Source organism: Acidovorax sp. SUPP2539, from assembly GCF_030158975.1.
Classification (GTDB): Bacteria; Pseudomonadota; Gammaproteobacteria; order Burkholderiales; family Burkholderiaceae_C; genus Paracidovorax.
In genome coordinates, this window is sequence record NZ_BQXJ01000002.1 from 22,399 (window position 1) to 43,610 (window position 21,212).

A 21,212-nucleotide genomic window follows, 5' to 3' on the forward strand; every position below is an offset into this window, starting at 1 on the left:
TCAGATGACCACGTTGACCAGGCGGCCCGGCACGACCACGATCTTCTTGGGCGTGGCGCCGTCCGCCTGCTTGACGAAAGCCTCGCTCGCGAGGGCGGCGCGCTCGATCTCGGCCTTGTCGGCCGAGGCGGGCACGCGGATGGAGCCGCGCAGCTTGCCGTTGACCTGCAGCATCAGCTCCAGCTCGTCCTGCACCAGCGCATCGGCATCGGCCTGGGGCCATGGCGCATCGAGCAGGTCGCCCAGTTCGCCGGCGTAGCCCAGGCCGCTCCACAGGCTGTGCGCGATGTGGGGCGTGGCCGGGTACAGCACGCGCAGCAAAATGCCGAAGCCTTCGATCATCGCCACGGGGGCGCCGGCGCTGTCCACGGCCTTGAAGTCTTCCAGCGCGTTGATCATCTTCATCGCGCCCGAGACCACGGTGTTGTACTGCATGCGCTGGTAGTCGTAGTCCACCTGCTTGAGCACGGTGTGGATCTCCAGCCGCAGGGCCTCGGCCTCCTTGCCGAAGGGCACTTCCTTCAAGCGGGTGGCGCCGGCCGCGCTGGCCAGCGCCGCATCCTTGTCGAGGGCCGCGAGCTTGAGGCCGAAGTTCCACACCCGGCGCAGGAAGCGGTAGCTGCCTTCCACGGCCGCGTCGTTCCACTCCAGCGTGGCCTCGGGCGGCGCGGTGAACATGGTGTACAGGCGCGCGGTGTCGGCGCCGTAGCGCTCGATCAGGTCCTGCGGATCGACGCCGTTGTTCTTGGACTTGGACATGGTGCCCACGCCCTCGTAGTCGATGGCGGTGCCCGCAGGCAGGCTGCCGACGGCGTTCTTGAGCTTCGCGCCCACGATCTTGCCGCCCTCGTCCACCACGTGCTCGACGTCGTGCGGCCAGAAATACTCCTTGCCGCCCTGCTCGGTGCGGCGCGAGTAGATGTGGTTGAGCACCATGCCCTGCGTGAGCAGCTTGGTGAAGGGCTCGTCGATCTTCACCAGGCCCAGGTCGCGCATCACCTTGGTCCAGAAGCGCGCGTAGAGCAGGTGAAGAATCGCGTGTTCGATGCCGCCGATGTACTGGTCCATCGGCATCCAGTAGTCGGCGCCTTCGGCCACCATGGCCTCGCTGTTCTTCGGATCGCAATACCGCATGAAGTACCACGAGCTGTCCACGAACGTGTCCATGGTGTCGGTCTCGCGGCGCGCGGCCTTGCCGCAGACCGGGCAGGTCACGCCGGCGTGAAAGCCCTCGTGGTGGTGCAGCGGATTGCCCGAGCCGTCCGGCACGCAGTCGGTGGGCAGCACCACCGGCAAGTCCTTCTCGGGCACGGGCACGGCGCCGTGCTCGTCGCAGTGGATGATGGGGATCGGCGTGCCCCAGTAGCGCTGGCGCGAGACACCCCAGTCGCGCAGGCGCCAGGTCGTTTTGGTCTCGCCCAGGCCCTTTTGCGCGAGCGCATGCGCCACGGCCTGCACGGCCTCGGGGTAGGACAGGCCGCTGAAGCTGTCGGAGTTGACGGTGACGCCACGCTGCTTGTCGCCGTACCAGTCCTGCCAGTGGTGGTAGTCGAAGGTCTCGCCATCGACCAGCACCACCTGCTTGATGTCGATGCCGTACTTGAGCGCGAACGCGAAGTCGCGCTCGTCGTGCGCGGGCACGCCCATCACGGCGCCGTCGCCATAGCCCATGAGCACGTAGTTGCCGATCCACACGGGCACTTCCTCGCCGGTGATCGGGTGCGTGACCACCAGCCCGGTGGGCACGCCCTTCTTTTCCTGCGTGGCCAGTTCGGCCTCGGTGGTGCCGCCGCTCTTGCACTCCTCGATGAAGGCGGCGATGGCCGGATTGCCCTGCGCGGCGCGCGCGGCCAGCGGGTGCTCGGGCGCCACGGCGCAGAAGGTCACGCCCATGATGGTGTCGGCGCGCGTGGTGAAGACGTACATGCGCCCGTCGCCGATCAGCGTGCCGTCCGCCGCGCGGATGTCGTGCGGGAAGGCGAAGCGCACGCCCTCGCTCTTGCCGATCCAGTTCTCCTGCATGAGCTTGACGCGCTCGGGCCAGCCGGGCAGCTGGTCGCCGGTGACGAAGCCCAGCAGCTCTTCGGCGTAGTCGGTGATCTTGAGGTAGTAGCCCGGGATCTCGCGCTTTTCCACCGTGGCACCGGTGCGCCAGCCCTTGCCGTCGATCACCTGCTCGTTGGCCAGCACGGTCTGGTCCACCGGGTCCCAGTTGACGACCTGGGTCTTGCGGTAGGCGATGCCCTTTTCCAGCATCTTGAGGAACAGCCACTGGTTCCAGCGGTAGTAGCTCGGGTCGCAGGTGGCGACCTCACGCGACCAGTCGATGGCCAGGCCCATCGCCTGCATCTGCTTTTTCATGTACGCGATGTTGTCGTACGTCCACTGCGCGGGCGGCACGCCGTTCTTGAGCGCCGCGTTCTCGGCCGGCAGGCCGAAGGCATCCCAGCCCATCGGCATCAGCACGTTCATGCCCTTCATGCGCAGCTGGCGCGCGAGCATGTCGTTGATGGTGTAGTTGCGCACGTGGCCCATGTGCAGCTTGCCGCTGGGGTAGGGCAGCATGGAGCAGGCGTAGAACTTCTTCCGGTCCGCATCCTCGGTCACGCGGTAGGCATCGGTGGCCGTCCAGTGGCCCTGCGCGGCGCGCTCGACCTCGGTGTGGTTGTATTTGTCTTGCATGGGTTGGCGGGGCCGCGGCGGTGCGGCCAGGAAAGAAAGTGAGCGGGGTGTCAGCCGGGGATTTTAGGCGCGATGCCGGCCGCGGGCGGCGCGAAGCGTTACACGGTGCGCGGTCCCGGCTGGCGCAGGGCCCGGCCGGTCAGCGGGCAGCGGCGGGAGAGGCTGGAGCTGCGGAAGGGGCGGCCGGCGCGGCCGGGTCCGCCACGAAGCCGATGCGCCGCAGGCCCGCGGCGTTGGCTGCCCCCATCACCTCGACCACCCGGCCATACGGCACGGCGGTGTCGGCGCGCAACTGCACCTCGGTGTCGGGCTGCTCCCTGGCCAGCTGCGCCAGGCGCGCGGCCAGCGCCTGCGGGGCGAGCGGCACGTCGTCCAGGTAGGCCTGGCCCTCCTTGTCGAGCACCACGGTGACCGACTGCGGCGGCGCGCCGGGTGTGGCGCCGTCGGCACGCGGCAGGTCCAGCCGGATCGAGCTGGCCAGCAGCGGTGCGGTCAGGATGAAGATGACCACCAGCACCAGCATCACGTCCACCAGCGGGGTCATGTTGATGTCGCTCATGGGCTGCGGCCCGGTGGTGCGTTCGAGTCGGCCGAATGCCATGGCGCGTGCGGGGCGGGAGTCCGTCGCTGGTCAGTCGTTCGCCGCGGCGGGCGGGGCGATGCCGGATTCATCCAGCACCAGCTCGCGCAGGTCGCGCGCGAAGCCTTCCAGGTCGGCCTCGGTGCGGCCGATGAAGCGGCCGAACACGTTGTAGGCCAGCACGGCGGGAATGGCCACGGTCAGGCCGGCGGCCGTCATCACCAGCGCCTCGCCCACCGGCCCCGCCACGCGGTCGATGGTGATCTGGCCGGCCCCGGCCATGGCGGTGAGCGCATGGTAGATGCCCCACACGGTGCCCAGCAGGCCCACGAACGGCGCGGTGGAGCCCACGGTGGCCAGCAGCACCTGCCCGAACTGCAGCCGGCCCAGCACCCCGTGCAGCGCATCGCGCAGGCCGCGCGTCAGTTGCTGGGACAGGCTGCCGCGCGCGGCCAGCGTGGCGGGGGCCTGGTTGGCACCGGCCACGGCGCTGGCCGCCTGCACCAGCGGCATCACCAGGCCATCGCGGTCGAAGGCGGGCAGGCGCTCGGCCGCCAGGGCGATCGACGGGGCCTGCCAGAAGGCAGCGATGGCGCGGGCCGCATCGCGGCGGGCACGGCGCATCAGCAGGGCCTTCCAGACGATCACGACCCAGCTGGCGACCGACATGGCCAGCAGCAGCAGCGCGCTGATCTGGGTGACCGCGTCGCCCTGACGCCACCAGTGCAGGCCGTCCATCGCGTGCGCGCCGGCCGTCAGGCGGCGTTCAGGCCCAGCACGTCGAACATGTCGAACAGGCCGGTCTGGTGCGCGGCGAGGAATCGCACGGCGCGCAGGCTGCCCTGGGCATAGGTCGTGCGGCTGGCGGATTTGTGCGTGATCTCGATGCGCTCGCCGGTGCCGGCGAACAGCACGGTGTGGTCGCCCACGATGTCGCCGCCACGGATGGCGGAAAAGCCGATGCTCGACGGATCGCGCTCGCCCGTGATGCCCTCGCGGGCATAGACGGCGCAGTCCTTGAGATCGCGCCCCAAGGCCTGGGCGATGACCTCGCCCATCTTGAGCGCGGTGCCCGAGGGCGCATCCACCTTGTGGCGGTGGTGGGACTCGATGATCTCGATGTCGTAGCCGGTGGACATGGCCTTGGCGGCCAGCTCCAGCAGCTTGAGCGTGACGTTCACGCCCACGCTCATGTTGGGCGACAGCAGGATGGCGGTGCGCGCGCTGGCGGCGGCGATCTCGGCCTTTTGCGCGTCGGACAGGCCCGTGGTGCCGATCACCATCTTGACGCCCGTCTCGGCGCACACCGCCAGGTGGGCCATGGTGCCCTCGGGGCGGGTGAAGTCGATCAGCACGTCGGCATGGCGCAGGCCTTCGCGCACGTCGGCCGTGATGGCCACGCCGCTGGCATGGCCCAGGAAGGCGGTGGCGTCGGAGCCGATGGCGGGGCTGGCCGCCACGTCGAGCGCGCCGGCCAGCACGCATTCGCCGTCGGTGTCGCGGATGGCTTCGATCAGCATGCGCCCCATGCGGCCGGACGCCCCGGCGACGGCCACGCGGCAAGGGGTGGAGGGGGATGCGTTCGGGGAAGTGGTGGCGGTCATGGAAAGATCAGCGGCTAAGCCGCAGGGCCGGTGCGCACCAGGCCCTGGCCGGCGGAAATCAGCGGGTCGACGATTCCAGCGGCGGGTAGCTGGACGGCGGCGTGGGCACGGGCGAATCGGCAGGTTCGGGCAGCGCGGCCGGTTTGGGGAACTTGGCCAGCTGGGCCTCGGTCGCCTCCAGCACCGGCACCTTGTTCTTCGGGGTGCGGGTGCCCAGGGTGGCGACGAACTCGGCCTCGGTGGGCATCTCGTCGCCCTCGGCACGCTCGAACACGTCGCCGTTGAAGAACACGGTCAGCTTGCGCGACTGCACCTCGACGCCGGGGCGCTTGAGCGTGAAGACGTATTCCCAGCGGTCGGCGTGGAACAGGCTGGTCACCAGCGGCGTGCCGAGGATTTCCTTGACCTGCTGGCGCCCCATGCCGGGCTTGAGCGCCTCGACCTGCTCGCGGGAGACGAAGTTGCCTTGAACCACGTCCACCTTGTAGGGAGTGACCAGGCTGGCGACGCGGTTGCTGGCGCTGTCGAAGCTGCCGCAGGCCGTCAAGCTGGCGCCGATCAACAGGGTCAGGGCCCAACGGGCGCTGCAGCGGGCGGAAACGGACATGGAGTTAGGCATAGGCGATATGATCCGACCCATTGTAGCGGCAGCTTCTCCCGGGCTTTGGCACGCTGGTTTGGTACACGGAAACCCCTGTCATGACGAACATCGACGAACTCAAGAGCACCGGCCTGAAGGCGACCCTGCCGCGCCTGAAGATCCTCGAGATCTTCCAGAAGGGCGCGCAGCGCCACATGACCGCAGAAGACGTGTTCCGCGTGCTGCTGCAGGAGCGCTCGGACATCGGCCTGGCCACGGTGTACCGCGTGCTCACGCAATTCGAGCAGGCGGGCATCCTGAACCGCAGCAACTTCGAAAGCGGCAAGGCGGTGTACGAGCTCAACGAGGGCCAGCACCACGACCACTTCATCTGCACGGTCTGCGGCAAGGTCGAGGAGTTCTACGACCCCGAGATCGAAAAGCGCCAGCAGCTGGTGGCCAAGTCGAAGGGCTGGGTGGTGCAGGACCACTCGATGGCGCTGTACGGCCAGTGCGCCACCTGCGCCAAGCTGGCCACCACGCAGCACCGCTGAGCAGCGGGCGCGCGCCGCCGGCGGGCCCGGGACGCGGCGCGATGGTCAGGAGCCGTCGCGCTCCATGGCGCGGCGGTGCCGCTCCACGAATTCCTGGTAGGTGTCGATCCCGCGCAGGTTCAGGATGGTGTTGCGCACGGCCGCCTCGACCAGCACGGCGATGTTGCGGCCCGCCACCACCTGGATCACCACCTTGAGCACCGGCACGCCCAGCACGTCCTGCGTGAGGGGCTCGTAGGGCATGCGTTCGTAGTCGCGCTCCAGCGTTTCCTTGCGCACCAGGTGCACGATGAGCTTGAGCCGCATCTTGCGCCGCACGGCGGTCTCGCCGAAGATCGCGCGGATGTCCAGCAGGCCGATGCCGCGCACTTCCAGCAGGTTCTGCAGCAGGTCGGGGCACTTGCCTTCGATGGTGGTCTGGTTGATGCGGAACAGGTCCACCGCGTCGTCGGCCACCAGCCCGTTGCCGCGCGAGATCAGCTCCAGGCCCAGCTCGCTCTTGCCCAGGCCCGACTCGCCGGTGATCAGCACGCCCAGGCCCAGGATGTCCATGAACACGCCGTGCATGGTGGTGCGGTCGGCGAAGTGCTTGGACAGGTAGGCACGCAGCACGTCGATGACGAAGGCCGACGACTCGTGCGTGGAGAACATCGGGATCTGCGCACGCTCGCACATGGACAGCAGCGCATCGGGCGCGACCTGGCTGTCGGCCAGCACCAGCACGGGCGGCTCCAGCGTGACGATGCGGGCGATGCGGCGCTTGCAGTCCTCGGGCGTCGCGTTGGTGAGGTAGGCGGTTTCGCGCTCGCCCAGAATCTGCACCCGGTAGGGGTGGATGTAGTTGAGGTAGCCCACCAGGTCGGCGCCGGAGCGCGCGGAGCGCACGGCCACCTCGTCGAAACGCCGCTCGGAGGCCCCGAGGCCGGCGACCCATTCCCACTTCAGCGGGCCGCGGAACTCCTCGAACAGGACATCGGCGCTGACGACGTTGGGTTTCACGGAAGGTTCAGCGTTTGCAGCGGCGGCGGCGGGGTCAGGCGGTGGCCTGGGCGGACTGCCAGCCGGCGATCAGGCCGTGCAGCTCGGCGGCATCGGTGCTGCCCTTGATGCGCTCGCGCAGCGAGCCGTCGCTCAGCAGCTCGGCGATCTCGGACAGGATCTCCAGGTGCTTTTGCGTGGCCGCCTCGGGCACCAGCAGGAAGATCAGGAGCCCGACGGGCTGCTCGTCCGGCGCATCGAAACCGATCGGGTGGGCCAGCTGGAAGACGGCGGCCATCGGCGCCTTCAGGCCCTTGATGCGGCCATGCGGGATGGCGACACCGTGGCCCAGTCCCGTGGAGCCCAGCCGCTCGCGGGCGAAGAGGCTGTCGGTGATGAGGGCGCGCGACAGGCCGTGCTGGCTCTCGAACAACAACCCTGCCTCTTCGAAAGCGCGCTTTTTGCTGGTGGCGTCGACGCTCACGAGCACTTGAGCGGCAGGCAGGATGGAGGCAAGACGGTTCATGGTGAAGGGTTGCGATTATGCACCCCCTAGCATAAACCCTGAGCACTTTGAGGGGGGCATAAAAAAACCGCCCCTGAGGGCGGCGTGGCGAAGGGCCTGGCTGCTCAGGCCCCGGCACCAATCAGGCCACCAGCTCCCGCTTGATGGCGCCATGGTGGTGATTCTGGATGCGGTCCTTGTGGCGGACCACCTGGCGGTCCAGCTTTTCCACCAGGTCGTTCACGGCCACGTACAGGTCGGAATGGGAACTCTCGGCGAACAGATCACTGCCTTTCACATGCACGTTGCATTCCGCGCGCTGGCGTTTTTCCTTCTCCTTTTGCTTCTCGACGGTGAGCAGCACCTTGACGTCGACCACCTGGTCGAAATGCTTGCTGATGATGTCCAGCTTTTCCGTCACATGGGCGCGCAATGCGGGAGTTACTTCGAGGTGGTGACCGCTGATCGTCAGGTTCATAAAACTGGCCTCCTGGGCTTGCGTTGAAGAAGCGCCGTCCTCAAAGGTCTGGTGGAAGGACGGCCCGGCGAAAGGTCAACTCATGCATGTGTTGGATTCACTATGCGCCCGCCCCCGGGCAATTGCAAACGCATACCGAAGTCGGCTGTCGGGTCTTGGGCCCCGAGGTGCCAAGGGCCGAAAAACGGCGCAAAATAGCCTGGCTTTGCTCCGCGGCACACAGCGCAGACGCCTTCGCGGGGCGCACCGCCGGCACGGCGCCCTGCCGACGCGATGGCCCGCCGTCCGCTGCGATTCCGGCCCACGCCCCTCCCTCCCGACCGCCCTGCACCGGCCATCCCGGCACGCGCCCTAAAATCGCGGGCTGGCCGGCCCTGCCGCCGAAAGCCGCGGCTTTCCCGTTCGCAATCGCTTCACCCACCATGACCCTGCCCCTTTCCTCCGCACTGCACACCTCCGCCCTCACGTCCCTGCCGCTGCTCGCGCGCGGCAAGGTGCGCGACAACTACGCCGTGGGCGACGACCGCATCCTGATGGTGGCCAGCGACCGCCTCTCGGCCTTCGACGTGATCATGGGCGAGCCGATTCCGGGCAAGGGCGAGCTGCTCACGCAGATGGCGCTGTTCTGGTTCGACAAGCTGGGCCACCTGTGCCCCAACCACCTGACGGGCGACGATCCCGAGAGCGTGGTGACGCCGGACGAAGCACCCCAGGTGCGGGGCCGCTCGATGCTGGTGCAGCGCCTGCAGCCGATCCCCGTGGAGGCGGTGGTGCGCGGCTACCTGGCCGGCAGCGGCTGGAAGGAATACCAGGAATCGCGCGCCGTGTGCGGCGTGCAGCTGCCCGAGGGCCTGACCAACGCGGCCAAGCTGCCGCAGCCCATCTACACCCCGGCCGCCAAGGCCGCGATGGGCGAGCACGACGAGAACATCACCTTCGAGCGCACGGTGGAGATGATCGGCATCGAGCTGGCCACGAAGATCCGCGACCTCAGCATCGCCATCTACCAGGAGGCCGCGGCCATCGCGCTGGAAAAGGGCATGATCATTGCCGACACCAAGTTCGAGTTCGGCCTCGCACCCGACGGCACGCTGGTGCTGATGGACGAGGTGCTCACGCCCGACAGCTCGCGCTACTGGCCCGTGGAAGGCTACGAAAGCGCTCTGGCCGCCGGCGAGAACCCACCCAGCTACGACAAGCAGTTCGTGCGCGACTGGCTGGAGCAGACGCAGATCAACGGCAAGCCCTGGAACAAGACCGCACCCGCCCCGCGCCTGCCGCGCGAGGTGGTCGAGAAGACCGCCGCCAAGTACCGCGAGGCGCTCGAGCGCCTGGTGGGCTGAACGGCCCTGCCGCGCGCGCCAGGGAGTGCAGCGTCCCGGCGGCCCGTGCGGCCGCCTCACTCCAGTTCGATGGCCTCCAGCCGCAGCAGCACGCGCGCCTCGTCGCCGAACAGCAGCAGTTGCCGCCCTTCCTGGCGGTAGGTCCGGACTTCGCCCAGCGCATGCAGGAAACGGCCCTCCAGGGTGGCCGTCTGCAGGCACAGCTGCAGCGTCGTGTTGATCTGCGTCATCCGCAGACGCACGCCATCGACCGCGTAGCTCGCCAAAAAGCGGTTGCAGCCCCCTGCCCCGCGCGCCTGTTCCCCTTCGCTGTCCAGCACCAGATGCGGCTCGGACGCTCCAGCGGGGGCCGGCGGCACGGCCGTGTCATCGATTTCCACCAACCGCCAGTAGGTCTGTCGCAGCGGCACTTCGGCCTGCACGGTCGCCTTGTCCAAAGGCAGGCGGTGCAACTCGACATCCACGCGCCGATAGGCCGGGTCCGGCGGCAACGGATGGGTGCCATCGGAGGCGAAGCGCACGTAGCCTTGCAGGGACAGCGAGGCACGGACCCGGTAGCGGCCCGGCAGCAGCGGCTGCGTGAGCGCGGACCGGAAAGGAATCCGCAACTGGTACGGCGGCGGCCCCGGCAGCTCGATGCGCTGGCGCCCGAGCACCGTGGGCGGCGCGTCAGGACGCGAGACGTCGAGCAGCGCCGCCTCGAACACGGCGGGCTCGTCGGGCGGCACGTAAAGGCGCTCACGCGAAAATACCGTGCCGATGACCATGGCATCGGGCGGAGGCGATGTGGCGCAGCCCGCCAGGGCGAGAACCAGCACCGAGGCCAAGGCCAGGGCCGTCGCACGGGCCCGTTCAGCGCCCATGGACCGGGCGGCTTCGGTGGCTGGGGCGCAGATCAGCTCAGCACCACGCTGGACAGGCGGCGGCGGTAGGTGGCGACCGTCGGGTCTTCCGGCGGAATCTGGCCCTCGGCCACCTTCACCCGGGGCGGCTCGATGATCTCGAGCACGGCCACGTAGGTCTTGCGCGCAGCCTCGTCGCTCCAGGCCTTGTCGCGCATGAGGATTTCCAGCAGTTCGTCCATGGCCTCGGTCCAGCGCTGGTGCGCGATGAACCAGCGCGCACGGCCGAAGCGGGCGTCGAAATCGCGGCGGTTGGCCGCGATCCTGGCATCGAAATCGGCCAATGCCGACGGGCCGTTCGCCTCCCTGGCCACGAAATCGATCGCATCCATCCAGGCCTTGAGCGCACCCAGCTTGCGCGACGCCGGGGCCTTGGCGATCACGGGGGCGAAGGCGACCTTGGCGTCGTCCTCGCGGCCCAGCTGCAGCAGCAGCTTCACGTAGTCGAAGCGGGCGTCGTCGTTGGCGGGGTCGGTGGCGACGGCGTGCTGCAGCTTTTCCAGCGCGGTGTCGGTGTCGCCGTCGGCCAGCGCGTCCTGCGCCAGCTCCTCCTCCTGCTCGGCCAGCGCCGCCTCGGCGGTGGGCACGTGCTTGTCGAGGAAGGCCCGCACCTGGCCCTCGGGCTGGGCGCCCATGAAGCCATCGACGGGCTGGCCGTTCATCAGCAGCACGCAGGTGGGAATGCTGCGGATGCCGAACATGCCGGCGATCTGCTGCTCCTGGTCGGAGTCGATCTTCACGAGCTTGAAGCGGCCCTCATATTCGGTCTCCAGCTTCTCCAGGATGGGCCCGAGCGACTTGCACGGGCCGCACCAGGGCGCCCAGAAGTCCACCAGCACGGGCACGTCCATCGAGGCGGCGATGACTTCGGTTTCAAAATTTTCTACGGTGACGTCGATCATGTGTTCAGGCCCGGTGGGTGCGCTCGGCACACAAAAAGTAAAATCGCGGGTTCCACTTCGGCGGGCGGCCGGTTCGGCCAGCGCCCCACTCACATGAAACCCATCCAGATCGGTGTGGTCATGGGCTCCAGCAGCGACTGGGAGACCATGCAGCACGCAGTGCAGATTCTCCAGCAATTCGGCATCGCCCACGAAGCCCGCGTGGTCTCGGCCCACCGCATGCCGGACGACATGTTCGCCTATGCCGAGGCAGCGGCCGGCGCGGGGCTCAAGGCCATCATCGCAGGTGCGGGGGGCGCGGCCCACCTGCCGGGCATGATCGCCGCCAAGACCACGGTGCCGGTGCTCGGCGTGCCGGTGGCCAGCCGCCACCTGCAGGGCGTGGATTCGCTGCACAGCATCGTGCAGATGCCCAAGGGCATTCCGGTGGCGACGTTCGCCATCGGCACGGCGGGTGCGGCCAATGCGGCGCTGTTCGCCGTGGCCCTGCTGGCCACCGAGGACCCCGCATTGCGCGAGCGGCTCGAGGCCTTCCGCGCCGAGCAGACCGCCGCGGCGCGCGCCATGGCCCTGCCGCCGGTGTCCGCATGAGCGCGCAGCCGAGGCCCCCGCTGCTGCCCGGCAGCACGCTCGGCGTGGTCGGCGGCGGCCAGCTCGGCCGCATGTTCGTGCACGCGGCGCAGGCCATGGGCTACTTCACGGCCGTGCTGGATGCCGACGCCGACAGCCCCGCCGGCTTGGTGAGCCACCACCACATCCGCACCGCCTACGAGGACCCGGACGGCCTCGCCCGGCTGGCCGGCCTGTGCGATGCCATCACGACCGAATTCGAGAACGTGCCGGCCCAGGCGCTGCGCACGCTGGGCGCCGAGCGCCCGGTGGCGCCGGCCGCGAGCGCCGTGGCCATTGCGCAGGACCGCGCCCAGGAGAAAGCCCATTTCGTGCGCTGCGGCGTGCCCTGCGCGCCCTACGCGGTGATCGAGACCGCCGCCGATCTGGCGGCCGTGGCGCCCGATCTTCTGCCCGGCATCCTGAAGACGGCGCGCATGGGCTACGACGGCAAGGGCCAGTCCCGCGTGAAGACGCCGGCCGAACTCGCCGCCGCATGGCAGGCCATGGGCGGCGTGCCCTGCGTGCTGGAAAAGATGCTGCCTTTGGCCCTCGAATGCTCGGTGATCGTGGCGCGCGGCGCCGACGGCACCTGCGTGCACCTGCCCGTGCAGCGCAACCTGCACCGGGACGGCATTCTGGCGGTCACCGAGGTTTACGATGGAAATGTGCCTCACGCCCTAGTGGAACATGCCATCGATGCTTCTAAATCGATAGCAAACGGCCTGAATTACGTGGGTGTGCTGTGCGTGGAGTTCTTCGTGCTCGACGGCGGCGAACTGGTGGTCAACGAGATCGCCCCGCGCCCGCACAACAGCGGCCACTACAGCCAGAACGCGTGCGACGTCTCGCAGTTCGAACTGCAGGTGCGCGCCATGGCCGGCCTGCCGCTCACGCAGCCGCGCCAGCACAGCCCCGCCGTCATGCTCAACCTGCTGGGCGACCTGTGGTTCACGCACGGCCCGCAGGCCCGCACGCCCGCCTGGGACGCGGTGCTGGCGCTGCCGGGCACGCACCTGCACCTGTACGGCAAGGCCGACGCCAAGCCCGGCCGCAAGATGGGCCACCTGAACGTGACGGCCCCGACCGCTGAGGCCGCGCGCGCCACGGCGCTGCAGGCGGCGGCGCTGCTGGGCATCGACGCTTTCTGAACCCGGGCCCGCACGCGAAATGATCCTCGACGGCCAACGCCCCGAATCCATCGCCGCCGCCGCGCGCGCCCTGCGCACGGGCGCGCTGCTGGGCCTGCCCACCGAGACGGTGTACGGCCTGGCCGCCGACGCGGCCAGCGATGCCGCCGTGGCGCAGATCTTCGCCGCCAAGGGCCGGCCGAGCGACCACCCGCTGATCGTGCACGTGGCCGATGCCGGCGGCATCGCCCACTTCGCCAGCGAAGTGCCGGCGTTCGCGCAGGCGCTGGTCGATGCGTTCTGGCCCGGCCCGCTCACCCTCATCCTGCCGCGCCGGCCCGGCGTGGCCACGGCCGCCACGGGTGGCCAGGACAGCGTGGGCCTGCGCTGCCCCGCCCACCCCGTCGCCCAGGCCGTGCTGCGCGCCGGCGCATCGGACGACCCGGCGCTGGAGGGCCGCCCCGTGTGGGGCGTGGCCGCGCCCAGCGCCAACCGCTTCGGCCGCGTGAGCCCCACCACCGCCCTGCACGTGCAGGACGAACTGGGCGAGGCGCTGCTGGTGCTGGACGGCGGGCCCTGCGGCGTGGGCATCGAATCGACCATCGTCGATTGCACGCGCGGCGTGCCGGTGCTGCTGCGGCCCGGCGCCATCACCCGCGCGCAGATCGCCCAGGCGTGCGGCTTGGCGCCGCTGTCGAAAGACGACCTGCCCGCGCACACCCCGCGCGCGTCGGGCACGCTGGAGGCCCATTACGCCCCGGCCGCCAAGGTGCGGCTGATGGAGGCCAAGGCGCTGCAGACCGGGCTGGACCTGCTGGGCGCCGATGCCGCGCACCTGGCCGTCTATGCGCGCAGCCCGCTGCGCTCGCGCTCGGCCAAAGTGCAGGTGCGGCGCATGCCCGACGACGCCACGGCCACCGCCCAGCAGCTCTTTGCCGTGCTGCGCGCCTTCGATGACGACGGCGTGAAGCTGATCTGGATCGAAGCCCCGCCCGCCACCCCCGAATGGGAAGGCGTGCGCGACCGCCTGCAGCGTGCCGCGGCCGCATAACCCGGATCGCATGTCCCGCGGCACGCCCTGTTGCAGGCCGTGCCGCGCCAGTCGTTAAACTCTCGCCACATTTTCTGGAGAAAAACCCATGGCAGCAAATTGGATGCGCCGCACCCTCGTGGTCGCCGCTTGTGCAACGGCCACGTTGCTCGCGGCTTGCGGTTCGAGCACAACCGAGTCGGCCATCACGCCCGACCGGTTCATCACGTTCGGTGACGGCTTCACCGACATCGGCCAGAACGGGGCCCGCTACACGGTCAACGACGGCAGCATCAACAACTGGGCCCAGCAGATCGCCAACAACTACGGCAAGAGCTTCACCGCCGCCGCAGCGGGCGGCACGGGCTACGCGCAGGGCAATGCCCGCGTGACGGCCACCACCGACGCCGCCGGCCGGACCACCACCCCGTCCGTCACCCAGCAGATCGACACCTTCCTGTCCAAGGGCGGCTTCGCCGAGAACGACCTGGTGCTGATCAACGGCGGCATCAGCGACGTGATCGCCGGCATGGCCGCGGTGAACGCGGGCACGCAGACCAGCGCGCAGTTCCTCACCAACGCGGCCACGGCCGGCAAGGAACTGGCCGCGCAGGTGCGCCGCCTGTCCAACGCCGGTGCCAAGCACGTGGTGGTGACCGGCACCTACGACCTGGGCAAGAGCCCCTGGGCCGTGGGCATCAACCAGACCACGCTGCTGAGCAACGCCAGCACGCAGTTCAACCAGGCCCTGCTGGTGAACATCGAAGACCTGGGCACCACGGTGCTGTATGTCGATCTGGCCTACTACGGCAATGTGTTCGTGGGCTCGCCTTCGGGCTACGGCTTCACCGACAAGGACAACGCGGTTTGCACCTCGGTGGACCCGAACAACGGCATCGGCATCGGCGCAGGCCAGGTCAACTCGCTTCTGTGCAACGCCTCCACGCTGCTGACCGGCGCCGCCCAGGACAAGTACGTGTTCGCCGACCGCGTGTACTTCACGCCCTCGGCCCAGCGCCAGTTCGGCACCTACGCGTACGACCGCCTGCGCGCCCGCTGGTAAGCGCCTTGCAGCCCACGCGAAAAAGCCGACCCTCGGGTCGGCTTTTTTGATGGTGCCGCGGGCTCCGTGCGGCACGGGGCCCGGCGGGGGGCCTCAGAACCGGTAGCCGATCCCGACCGCGAACACGTTGGGGTTGAGCTTGATGTCGATGTTCTGCCCGCTCGACAGGCGCGTGGTGGTCTTGAGGAAGCCTTTGTAATAGGCCGCGTCCAGGAACCAGCGCTCGTTGAACTGCCACACGAAACCGACCTGCGCGGTGACGCCCCACTTGTCGTCGATCGACGCGGTGGTGGGATTGGCCGGCGTGCCGCCGGTCAGCCCGTTCAGCGTGGCGGTGGTGCGCTCCTTGAAGAACTTGGCATAGGTCACGCCCAGCCCGGCATACGGCCTGAAGGCCGCGTTGGCCTCCTGGAAACGGTACTGCGCGAACACCGTGGCGGGCACCACCTTGGTCTCGCCCACCTTGCCTACGCCGCCGATGGCGCCGTCACCGTAGAACGAGTGCTTGAACGGCAAGCCGATGGGCACGTCCACCGCCCAGTGGTCGGTCAGCATGTAGTTCAGGCCGCCGGTCAGCGCCGTGGCGGAATGCACGTCCACGCGGGTGCCGGGAAAGCTCGGCGCGCTCAGGTTGCCGCTTTTGACTTGGGGCGAGATTTGGGTCACGCCGGCGCGCAGGCTCAACGTGCCGGCGACTTGTGCGCTGGCCGTGCCGCAGACGGCGGCCGCGGCGATCGCCACGCAGGCCCAGGAAAATGGCTTCATGAAAACTCCTCGAAGGGGATGGGGCCTGGGCAATCAGAGCCAGCCAGCGGTGGACAGGGAACGCGACACCAGCTGGGCGACCAGTTGGTGGCCATACGGCGTGGGGTGAAAGCTGTCGGCAAAACCGTAGGACTTCCACCAGTCGGCACCGCCCGTGGCGCCTGCAGGGGGCGTGCGGGCCGACAGGGCGGCCGACGTGCAGGTCGGGAAGGAGTAGGTCGGCAGGCCATCGCTGCCCACGCCGGTGGCCGGGCAGGCAGCGGTCGACACGTTGGTCAGCTGGTACTGGGCCGGGTTGGTGGCCTGGTCCTTGAACGAGCTGTAGAAGTCCACCAGGGCCAGGCGGCTGTCGGTCCCCAGGCTGGTGGCCAGGCGGGCGTTGTAGGCCTGGATCCAGCCGTCGAACAGGGCTTCGGCCTGGGCGGCGGCGGCCGCGCCGTTGGCGGCCGCGATGGAAGCCACCACCAGGCGGAACCGCGGGGTGAGGGTGATGCCCGGGGCGTTGAGCACCGCGACGCGCTTGGCGCCCTTGTCCAGCGTGTTGGTCTTGATGGTGGCCGCGAAACGCGTGGCCAGCGTCTGCATGTACAGCCCGCCCACCTGCGCCATGCCGGTCGCGCCGCCGGCCAGGGCGGTGTTCACGGTGTTGGCGTCCAGCAGCGTGCCCAGCACGGCGCGGTAGGTGGCGCCGCCGTCGCTCGAGGCGCGCAGGTAGGCGCCGATCAGGTCGGCCGCGTCGTTGGCGCCGCCGTCGATCAGCACCAGGTCGGTGTCGGTGAATCCGGCAGCGCCGGCATCCTGGATCTGCTTGGTGATGGAGACCGGCGAGGTGGGCGCCGTGAAGTTGTTGATGCGCCCGCCGCCCACGGCGTAGTTGGTGCATTCCGCCCGCGTGCCGAACGTGGTGCCGGTCGACTGGTAGTGCGCGCACAGCGTCTGCCCGTAGCTCGTGGCGACGCGCTCGGGCCAGACGGAACTGGAGCCGGCGCCCGTGGCCGCCGTGCCCTGCACGGTGAACTTGAAGCCGAACGTGCCGCTGTCGGCCAGGCTGTCGCCCATGACCTTCACGGACTTCACGCTCACGGCGGGCGTCGTGTCCGAGCCGCCGCCCCCGCAGGCCGCCAGCAAAGCGGCTGCCGCCAATGCCGTCACCGCCCAGGAAGCTCTGTTTTTAGTGGTTTTTGAGATCAAGGTGTTCTCCGTCAGGTTGAAAATAGCACGGTCGTGCGTTTTACTGGGACCCATCGTAAACCTGCACCGCCCGGGGCCAGCACAGGGGAACTACCGATAGCCGCGCCGCGCAGGCGCCCGTCCAGGGCGCCTCAGCGGTCATGGGCCACCCAATCGATCAGGGCCTCTATGGCCGGCCGCGCCGCGGCCGCGTTCGGGTGGTTGGCGATGGCAACCATCACGTAGCGGCGGCCGCTGGCGGCGTGCACGTAGCCGGCCATGGCCGAGACGTCGCGCAGGCTGCCGGTCTTGAGGTGCGCCGCGCCCACCGACCGTCCCTGGGCCCGGCGCAGGGTGCCGTCCACACCGGTGATCGGCAGCGACGACACCAGCTCGGGCATGACGGGCGACAGCCACGCGGCCTGCAGCATGCGCGCCAGGGCCTGGGCGCTGATGCGCGCCTCGCGGCTCAGGCCCGCGCCGTTGTCCAGCACGGGCACCTCCGTGCCGGGAAAGCGCTGGCGCCACCACTGCCCGACCACGGCGCGCGCGCCGTCGAAGGTGCCGCGGCCGTTCTTTTGCAGCGCCAGCGTGAGGAACACCTGCTGCGTCATCACGTTGTTGCTGTACTTGTTGATGTCGCGCACCACCTCGGCCAGCGCGGGCGAGGACGTGCTGAAGGCCGGGGCCAGGCCGGCAGGCACCCGCCCGTCGCGCACGCTGCCGGTGAGCTTGCCGCCCAGTTCGCGCCACATGCCTTCTATGGCGCGCGCCGCGTAGCCGGCGGGATCGGCCGGCGCCACCGCCCAGGTGCGCTCGCCGCAGGCCACCGGGTACACGCCCTGGAAGGCGATGCGGGCGGGGTCGGCCAGCTCGGCCTTGAGGGCCGTGCGCCAGTCGCCGCACTCCGCGCCCGCCGCGGCGAGCGGCACGGTGGCCGGCCACTGCACCCCCGCCAGCGGGGGCTCGTACTGCACCCGCGCCAGCCCGGCCGGACCATCGGGCACGAAGGTCATGGCGATCGACTTGTAGTTGACCAGCAGCGCGTCCGGCGCGGCGTTGTAGGGGCGCAGGGGCTCGCCGTCGAAGCGCGCGGCATCGTGCTCGGGCACGTCGAAGGCGCTGCGGTCCAGCACGATGTCGCCGACGATCACCTGGATGCCCTGCGCCTGCAGGCGCCGCATCAGCAGCCACAGGCGCTCCACCACGAGTTTGGGGTCGCCCTGCCCCTTGATGTACACGTTGCCCTGCAGGCTGCCGGACCGCGGCCGGGCGTCCAGGTACACCGGCGTGTCCCAGGTGAAGGCCGGCCCCAGCTGGTCCAGCGCGGCATAGGTGGTGACCAGCTTCATGACCGAGGCGGGATTGACCGGCACCTGCGCGCGGTAGGCGAGCCGTGGCGCCTGCCGGCCCTCCGCATCCACCACCAGCACCGACAGGGCCTCGCGCGGCAGCTTGGCGCGCTGCAGGGCGGCCTCGACCGCGGGCGGCAGGGCAGCGGCCTCGGGCGTGGCGGGAGACTGGGCCAGGGCCGGCAGCGCCGCCCCCGCGAATGCCACGAGCGTGGCCGCGCGCACGGCCAGACGCCGGCGCCATGAAAAGACTTGCAACATGGCGGACGAGTCTAGCGATGCACGCCGGCGGCGCCCCCCTGGCGCGCTGCCGGCGGCCGAGGATCGGCCTTCGTCCTACAAATCGATGCGCTCGCGGGGAGGGCCGGCGGCCTTCGGGTTCACCCTAGGATGGCGTCCATCTTGAAGTCCCGGCCTCCGGGGAGAAAGGCAACTGTGAGCACTTGGTACAAATTGGCTCTCGGCAATGACCAGGACGCGTTCGAGCCCGCGCGCCAGATCCAGCAGATCTTCATGGCGAAGTTCCTGATGACGCCTCCCGGCTCGGGACGCGCCCTTTTCTCCAGCTACGACCTCGCCAGCGACAACCTCTGGCTGTATTTTTCGCCCGCGGCGCGCGACATCGCCACCCGTGTGGCCGCCCAGCCCTGCGACAAGCCCGCCCCCGACGCCCCCCTGGGCCTGCTGGCCGGCGAGGGCGACGCCCTGGCCCAGCCGGCGGCGCTGGAAGCCGCGGCCGCCTGACGCCGGCGCTGCGCGCAGGGGTTGCGCGCGGCGGGAAGGCAACCGCCGGCCGGGGCGCCGATAATGCGCACCGGCTCCCCAGCACCGGGTGCGGCGCACGGCTGCGGTTTCGCAGACCCGGCGCTTCGGGCGGGCCACCCACCCTCACCCCATGAACCTGCTCGCCTTCGACACCAGTACCGACACCCTGTCCATCGCCGTACAGCGCGCCGATGCGACCTGGGAGCACAGCGGGCCCGGCGGCGCGCAGGCGTCCGCCACGCTGCTGCCGGCGATCCGGGCGTTGCTGGCCGAGGCCGGCCTGTCGTTCGACACGCTGGATGCCGTGGTCTTCGGGCGCGGCCCGGGCTCGTTCACCGGCCTGCGCACGGCGTGCTCGGTGGCGCAGGGACTGGCTTTCGGTGCGCGCGGCGGTGCGGGCGTGCCGGTGCTGCCGATCGACACCCTGCTGGCCATGGCCGAGGCGGCCCGCCATGCCCATGGCTGCACGCGCGTGGTGGCGGTGCTCGACGCCCGCATGGACGAGGTCTACACCGCGCCCTTCGAATTCCAGGCCGACGGCACCTGGCGCGGGGGCGACGATTTCGGCCTGTGCGCGCCGCAGTCCGTGGCCGTGCCGCCCGGCTACACCGTGGCCGGCAATGCCCGCGCGGCCTATGGCGAGCGGCTCGCGCCCGACGCCTCCCACGTGTTCGCCCTGCCGACCGCCCTGGCCCTGTTGCATTTGGCCCCCGCGCGCATCGCTGCGGGGGGCGCGCAGCCGGCCAGCGAGGCCCTGCCGCTGTACGTGCGCGATAAAGTGGCGCAAACCACGGCGGAGCGCCTGGCGGTCAAGCAGGCGGCCGCAGCCGCCCTGCCCCCCATTCTGAGTGCCCCATGAGCGCCGTTCCCCACACCCCCGACGAAGCCCGGTTCGAGCCGCTCACGCTCGCGCGGCTGGATGCGCTGCTGGCGATCGAACAGGTCGCCTACACGCACCCCTGGACGCGCGGCAACTTCATCGATGCCATGGCGGCCGGCTACGAGACCCAGTTGCTGATGGCCGGCGATGAACTGATCGGCTACTTCGTGGCCATGAAAGGCGTGGACGAAGTGCACCTGCTCAACCTGACTGTGGCACCTGCCCACCAGCGCCAGGGCTGGGCCCGGCTGCTGCTGGATGCGCTGGCCCTGTGGGCGCGCGGGTGCAACGCGCAATGGCTGTGGCTGGAAGTGCGCGTGAGCAATGCGCGGGCACGGTCGATCTACGAAGCCCGGGGCTTTCGCTTCGTGGGCGAACGCAAGCGCTACTACCCCGCCCACGGCGGAGAGCGCGAGGATGCCGTCGTGATGAGCCTGCCGCTATGAGCCTGGACCTGGACGCACGCCAGCGCGCCATGCTGGCCGAGATGGGTATCACCGTGTGGGCGCCGGCAGCCGCCCCCCCGGCCGTGCCAGAGCCCGTCGTGGCCGCGGCCCCGGCAGCCGAATCCATGGATGCCCCCACCCCCTACGCCGCGCCGGCCGCGCCCCGGATGGCGCCGGCGCCGCAGGCCTCGGCCCCCGCCGTGGCCCGCCCGGCCCCGGTGCCTGCGCCCGTGGCTGTGCCCCCGGCGCGCGACGAGGCCGCGGGCACCGCCGCAGCCCTGCAGGCACCGCAGCCGCTGTACCCGCAGGCCGACCCGTCGGCCACGCCGGTGGACCTGGGTGCCGGCTGGCTGGTGCTGGCCGAAAGCGCCACGCCCGACGCCCCCCTGACCGGCGACGCCGGCAAGCTGCTGGACAACATGCTGCGCGCCATGCGCCTGCACCGCCATCCCCGGGTGTTCTTCGCCGCCGTGCAGCGCACCGGCGCCGTGGGCCCCGGCGATGCCGGCATCGCGCACGCGCTGCACGAGGCGCTGGCCAGCCTGCGCCCGTCGATGGTGCTGGTGCTCGGCCTGGGTGCGGCCCGCGCCGTGCTGGAGAGCCGCGAACCCCTGGGCCGGCTGCGCGCCGGCCTGCACGCCCTGCCCGGCGGCACGCCGGCCATCGTCACCTACGACCCGGCCTACCTGCTGCGCGCCCCCGAGGCCAAGGCCGCCGCCTGGGCCGACCTGTGCCGCGCCCTCGCCACCGTGCGGGCGGCGGGCAACCCGGCGCCCGAGGCGGACTGACGGAAAACAAAGCCTTCCCGGCACTGCGCGCACGGGCTGCCAGGCCCCGCCGGGCCTCGGCGGGTGTCATGGGATTGACGCAGCGCAATGCCATAATCCGCGGCTT

The 21,212-nt window shown here is 70.1% G+C and carries 23 protein-coding genes; 10 read left to right on the plus strand and 13 right to left on the minus strand.

Going from position 1 to position 21,212, the window contains the following annotated elements:
* The 5 genes from leuS to AVTE2539_RS07735 form a co-directional block, all read right to left on the minus strand.
* Entirely contained in the window at window positions 1-2,682 is a 2,682-nt protein-coding gene (gene leuS / locus AVTE2539_RS07715; RefSeq protein WP_284409528.1) for a leucine--tRNA ligase, read from the minus strand.
* A 139-nt stretch (window positions 2,683-2,821) separates the two neighbouring features.
* Entirely contained in the window at window positions 2,822-3,283 is a 462-nt protein-coding gene (locus AVTE2539_RS07720; RefSeq protein WP_284409530.1) for an ExbD/TolR family protein, read from the minus strand.
* Window positions 3,284-3,313: 30 nt separating this feature from the next.
* Window positions 3,314-4,000 (minus strand): MotA/TolQ/ExbB proton channel family protein, encoded by a 687-nt coding sequence (locus AVTE2539_RS07725; protein ID WP_284407322.1) that lies wholly within the window; start codon window positions 3,998-4,000, stop codon window positions 3,314-3,316.
* A gap of 17 nt (window positions 4,001-4,017) precedes the next feature.
* Window positions 4,018-4,866, minus strand: coding sequence for a 4-hydroxy-tetrahydrodipicolinate reductase (gene dapB, locus AVTE2539_RS07730; protein ID WP_284409532.1), 849 nt, complete (start codon window positions 4,864-4,866; stop codon window positions 4,018-4,020).
* A gap of 58 nt (window positions 4,867-4,924) precedes the next feature.
* A complete protein-coding gene (locus AVTE2539_RS07735; RefSeq protein ID WP_284401583.1) occupies window positions 4,925-5,473 on the minus strand; it encodes an outer membrane protein assembly factor BamE in 549 nt (182 codons plus the stop codon).
* A gap of 92 nt (window positions 5,474-5,565) precedes the next feature.
* Between AVTE2539_RS07735 and fur the strand changes: the two genes are divergently transcribed.
* Window positions 5,566-6,000 carry a ferric iron uptake transcriptional regulator gene (gene fur, locus AVTE2539_RS07740; protein WP_272566748.1) on the plus strand — a complete coding sequence of 145 codons (435 nt, stop codon included), beginning with the start codon at window positions 5,566-5,568 and terminating at the stop codon, window positions 5,998-6,000.
* 45 nt (window positions 6,001-6,045) lie between these two features.
* Here fur and hprK read toward each other — a convergent pair whose 3' ends face one another.
* From hprK to hpf, 3 genes are all read right to left on the minus strand, one after another.
* Entirely contained in the window at window positions 6,046-6,999 is a 954-nt protein-coding gene (gene hprK / locus AVTE2539_RS07745) for an HPr(Ser) kinase/phosphatase (protein WP_272566747.1), read from the minus strand.
* Window positions 7,000-7,033: 34 nt separating this feature from the next.
* On the minus strand, window positions 7,034-7,504 hold the full coding sequence (locus tag AVTE2539_RS07750) for a PTS sugar transporter subunit IIA (RefSeq protein WP_272550568.1): 471 nt from the start codon (window positions 7,502-7,504) through the stop codon (window positions 7,034-7,036).
* A 121-nt stretch (window positions 7,505-7,625) separates the two neighbouring features.
* The gene (hpf, locus tag AVTE2539_RS07755; protein ID WP_272566746.1) at window positions 7,626-7,961 is read right to left on the minus strand and encodes a ribosome hibernation-promoting factor, HPF/YfiA family; all 336 of its coding nucleotides are present in this window, start codon (window positions 7,959-7,961) and stop codon (window positions 7,626-7,628) included.
* A 422-nt stretch (window positions 7,962-8,383) separates the two neighbouring features.
* Here hpf and AVTE2539_RS07760 point away from each other — a divergent pair, with 422 nt between their 5' ends.
* Window positions 8,384-9,304, plus strand: a complete 921-nt coding sequence (locus tag AVTE2539_RS07760) for a phosphoribosylaminoimidazolesuccinocarboxamide synthase (RefSeq protein WP_272566745.1) — start codon at window positions 8,384-8,386, stop codon at window positions 9,302-9,304.
* Between the two features lie 56 nt (window positions 9,305-9,360).
* Here the strand turns inward: AVTE2539_RS07760 and AVTE2539_RS07765 are convergent, their stop codons facing one another.
* Both AVTE2539_RS07765 and trxA read right to left on the minus strand, forming a co-directional pair.
* Entirely contained in the window at window positions 9,361-10,167 is an 807-nt protein-coding gene (locus AVTE2539_RS07765; RefSeq protein WP_284409536.1) for an META domain-containing protein, read from the minus strand.
* Window positions 10,168-10,199: 32 nt separating this feature from the next.
* Entirely contained in the window at window positions 10,200-11,108 is a 909-nt protein-coding gene (gene trxA, locus AVTE2539_RS07770; RefSeq protein WP_284401594.1) for a thioredoxin, read from the minus strand.
* Window positions 11,109-11,201: 93 nt separating this feature from the next.
* On the opposite strand from trxA, the gene purE reads away from it, so the two are divergent.
* The 4 genes from purE to AVTE2539_RS07790 all read left to right on the plus strand — a co-directional run bounded on the left by purE (window position 11,202) and on the right by AVTE2539_RS07790 (window position 14,940).
* Window positions 11,202-11,699: a 5-(carboxyamino)imidazole ribonucleotide mutase gene (gene purE / locus AVTE2539_RS07775; RefSeq protein ID WP_272566742.1), complete on the plus strand. Its 498-nt coding sequence runs from the start codon at window positions 11,202-11,204 to the stop codon at window positions 11,697-11,699.
* Window positions 11,696-12,868, plus strand: coding sequence for a 5-(carboxyamino)imidazole ribonucleotide synthase (locus tag AVTE2539_RS07780; RefSeq protein ID WP_284409537.1), 1,173 nt, complete (start codon window positions 11,696-11,698; stop codon window positions 12,866-12,868). Before purE ends, AVTE2539_RS07780 begins: the two co-directional genes overlap by 4 nt.
* Before the next feature lie 19 nt (window positions 12,869-12,887).
* Complete coding sequence (locus tag AVTE2539_RS07785; RefSeq protein ID WP_284407328.1) at window positions 12,888-13,898, plus strand: L-threonylcarbamoyladenylate synthase; 1,011 nt, start codon at window positions 12,888-12,890, stop codon at window positions 13,896-13,898.
* 88 nt (window positions 13,899-13,986) lie between these two features.
* Window positions 13,987-14,940 (plus strand): SGNH/GDSL hydrolase family protein, encoded by a 954-nt coding sequence (locus AVTE2539_RS07790; RefSeq protein WP_272566738.1) that lies wholly within the window; start codon window positions 13,987-13,989, stop codon window positions 14,938-14,940.
* A gap of 93 nt (window positions 14,941-15,033) precedes the next feature.
* Here AVTE2539_RS07790 and AVTE2539_RS07795 read toward each other — a convergent pair whose 3' ends face one another.
* The 3 genes from AVTE2539_RS07795 to dacB form a co-directional block, all read right to left on the minus strand.
* Entirely contained in the window at window positions 15,034-15,705 is a 672-nt protein-coding gene (locus tag AVTE2539_RS07795; protein ID WP_284409539.1) for an OmpW/AlkL family protein, read from the minus strand.
* Window positions 15,706-15,738: 33 nt separating this feature from the next.
* Window positions 15,739-16,896, minus strand: coding sequence for an SGNH/GDSL hydrolase family protein (locus tag AVTE2539_RS07800; RefSeq protein ID WP_284407330.1), 1,158 nt, complete (start codon window positions 16,894-16,896; stop codon window positions 15,739-15,741).
* Window positions 16,897-17,027: 131 nt separating this feature from the next.
* Window positions 17,028-18,488, minus strand: coding sequence for a D-alanyl-D-alanine carboxypeptidase/D-alanyl-D-alanine endopeptidase (dacB, locus tag AVTE2539_RS07805; RefSeq protein WP_284409541.1), 1,461 nt, complete (start codon window positions 18,486-18,488; stop codon window positions 17,028-17,030).
* A gap of 174 nt (window positions 18,489-18,662) precedes the next feature.
* Here dacB and AVTE2539_RS07810 point away from each other — a divergent pair, with 174 nt between their 5' ends.
* The 4 genes from AVTE2539_RS07810 (at window position 18,663) to AVTE2539_RS07825 (ending at window position 21,106) form a co-directional block, all read left to right on the plus strand.
* Complete coding sequence (locus AVTE2539_RS07810; RefSeq protein ID WP_272550553.1) at window positions 18,663-18,971, plus strand: hypothetical protein; 309 nt, start codon at window positions 18,663-18,665, stop codon at window positions 18,969-18,971.
* 151 nt (window positions 18,972-19,122) lie between these two features.
* A complete protein-coding gene (gene tsaB, locus AVTE2539_RS07815; protein WP_284409543.1) occupies window positions 19,123-19,851 on the plus strand; it encodes a tRNA (adenosine(37)-N6)-threonylcarbamoyltransferase complex dimerization subunit type 1 TsaB in 729 nt (242 codons plus the stop codon).
* Complete coding sequence (gene rimI, locus AVTE2539_RS07820) at window positions 19,848-20,318, plus strand: ribosomal protein S18-alanine N-acetyltransferase (RefSeq protein ID WP_284409545.1); 471 nt, start codon at window positions 19,848-19,850, stop codon at window positions 20,316-20,318. Before tsaB ends, rimI begins: the two co-directional genes overlap by 4 nt.
* Window positions 20,315-21,106 (plus strand): uracil-DNA glycosylase family protein, encoded by a 792-nt coding sequence (locus tag AVTE2539_RS07825; RefSeq protein ID WP_284407334.1) that lies wholly within the window; start codon window positions 20,315-20,317, stop codon window positions 21,104-21,106. Before rimI ends, AVTE2539_RS07825 begins: the two co-directional genes overlap by 4 nt.
* Window positions 21,107-21,212: the final 106 nt, after the last annotated feature.

What these genes read in the sequence shown, in the direction of transcription:
- tsaB (WP_284409543.1), top strand. Translation starts at nt 19,123, where the DNA reads ATGAACCTGCTCGCCTTCGACACCAGTACCGACACCCTGTCCATCGCC.
- AVTE2539_RS07760 (WP_272566745.1), top strand. Translation starts at nt 8,384, where the DNA reads ATGACCCTGCCCCTTTCCTCCGCACTGCACACCTCCGCCCTCACGTCC.
- hpf (WP_272566746.1), bottom strand. Translation starts at nt 7,961, where the DNA reads ATGAACCTGACGATCAGCGGTCACCACCTCGAAGTAACTCCCGCATTG.
- AVTE2539_RS07720 (WP_284409530.1), bottom strand. Translation starts at nt 3,283, where the DNA reads ATGGCATTCGGCCGACTCGAACGCACCACCGGGCCGCAGCCCATGAGC.
- AVTE2539_RS07735 (WP_284401583.1), bottom strand. Translation starts at nt 5,473, where the DNA reads ATGTCCGTTTCCGCCCGCTGCAGCGCCCGTTGGGCCCTGACCCTGTTG.
- fur (WP_272566748.1), top strand. Translation starts at nt 5,566, where the DNA reads ATGACGAACATCGACGAACTCAAGAGCACCGGCCTGAAGGCGACCCTG.
- dapB (WP_284409532.1), bottom strand. Translation starts at nt 4,866, where the DNA reads ATGACCGCCACCACTTCCCCGAACGCATCCCCCTCCACCCCTTGCCGC.
- AVTE2539_RS07725 (WP_284407322.1), bottom strand. Translation starts at nt 4,000, where the DNA reads ATGGACGGCCTGCACTGGTGGCGTCAGGGCGACGCGGTCACCCAGATC.
- purE (WP_272566742.1), top strand. Translation starts at nt 11,202, where the DNA reads ATGAAACCCATCCAGATCGGTGTGGTCATGGGCTCCAGCAGCGACTGG.
- dacB (WP_284409541.1), bottom strand. Translation starts at nt 18,488, where the DNA reads ATGTTGCAAGTCTTTTCATGGCGCCGGCGTCTGGCCGTGCGCGCGGCC.
- trxA (WP_284401594.1), bottom strand. Translation starts at nt 11,108, where the DNA reads ATGATCGACGTCACCGTAGAAAATTTTGAAACCGAAGTCATCGCCGCC.
- rimI (WP_284409545.1), top strand. Translation starts at nt 19,848, where the DNA reads ATGAGCGCCGTTCCCCACACCCCCGACGAAGCCCGGTTCGAGCCGCTC.
- AVTE2539_RS07825 (WP_284407334.1), top strand. Translation starts at nt 20,315, where the DNA reads ATGAGCCTGGACCTGGACGCACGCCAGCGCGCCATGCTGGCCGAGATG.
- AVTE2539_RS07790 (WP_272566738.1), top strand. Translation starts at nt 13,987, where the DNA reads ATGGCAGCAAATTGGATGCGCCGCACCCTCGTGGTCGCCGCTTGTGCA.
- AVTE2539_RS07785 (WP_284407328.1), top strand. Translation starts at nt 12,888, where the DNA reads ATGATCCTCGACGGCCAACGCCCCGAATCCATCGCCGCCGCCGCGCGC.
- AVTE2539_RS07795 (WP_284409539.1), bottom strand. Translation starts at nt 15,705, where the DNA reads ATGAAGCCATTTTCCTGGGCCTGCGTGGCGATCGCCGCGGCCGCCGTC.
- leuS (WP_284409528.1), bottom strand. Translation starts at nt 2,682, where the DNA reads ATGCAAGACAAATACAACCACACCGAGGTCGAGCGCGCCGCGCAGGGC.
- AVTE2539_RS07780 (WP_284409537.1), top strand. Translation starts at nt 11,696, where the DNA reads ATGAGCGCGCAGCCGAGGCCCCCGCTGCTGCCCGGCAGCACGCTCGGC.
- AVTE2539_RS07750 (WP_272550568.1), bottom strand. Translation starts at nt 7,504, where the DNA reads ATGAACCGTCTTGCCTCCATCCTGCCTGCCGCTCAAGTGCTCGTGAGC.
- AVTE2539_RS07765 (WP_284409536.1), bottom strand. Translation starts at nt 10,167, where the DNA reads ATGGGCGCTGAACGGGCCCGTGCGACGGCCCTGGCCTTGGCCTCGGTG.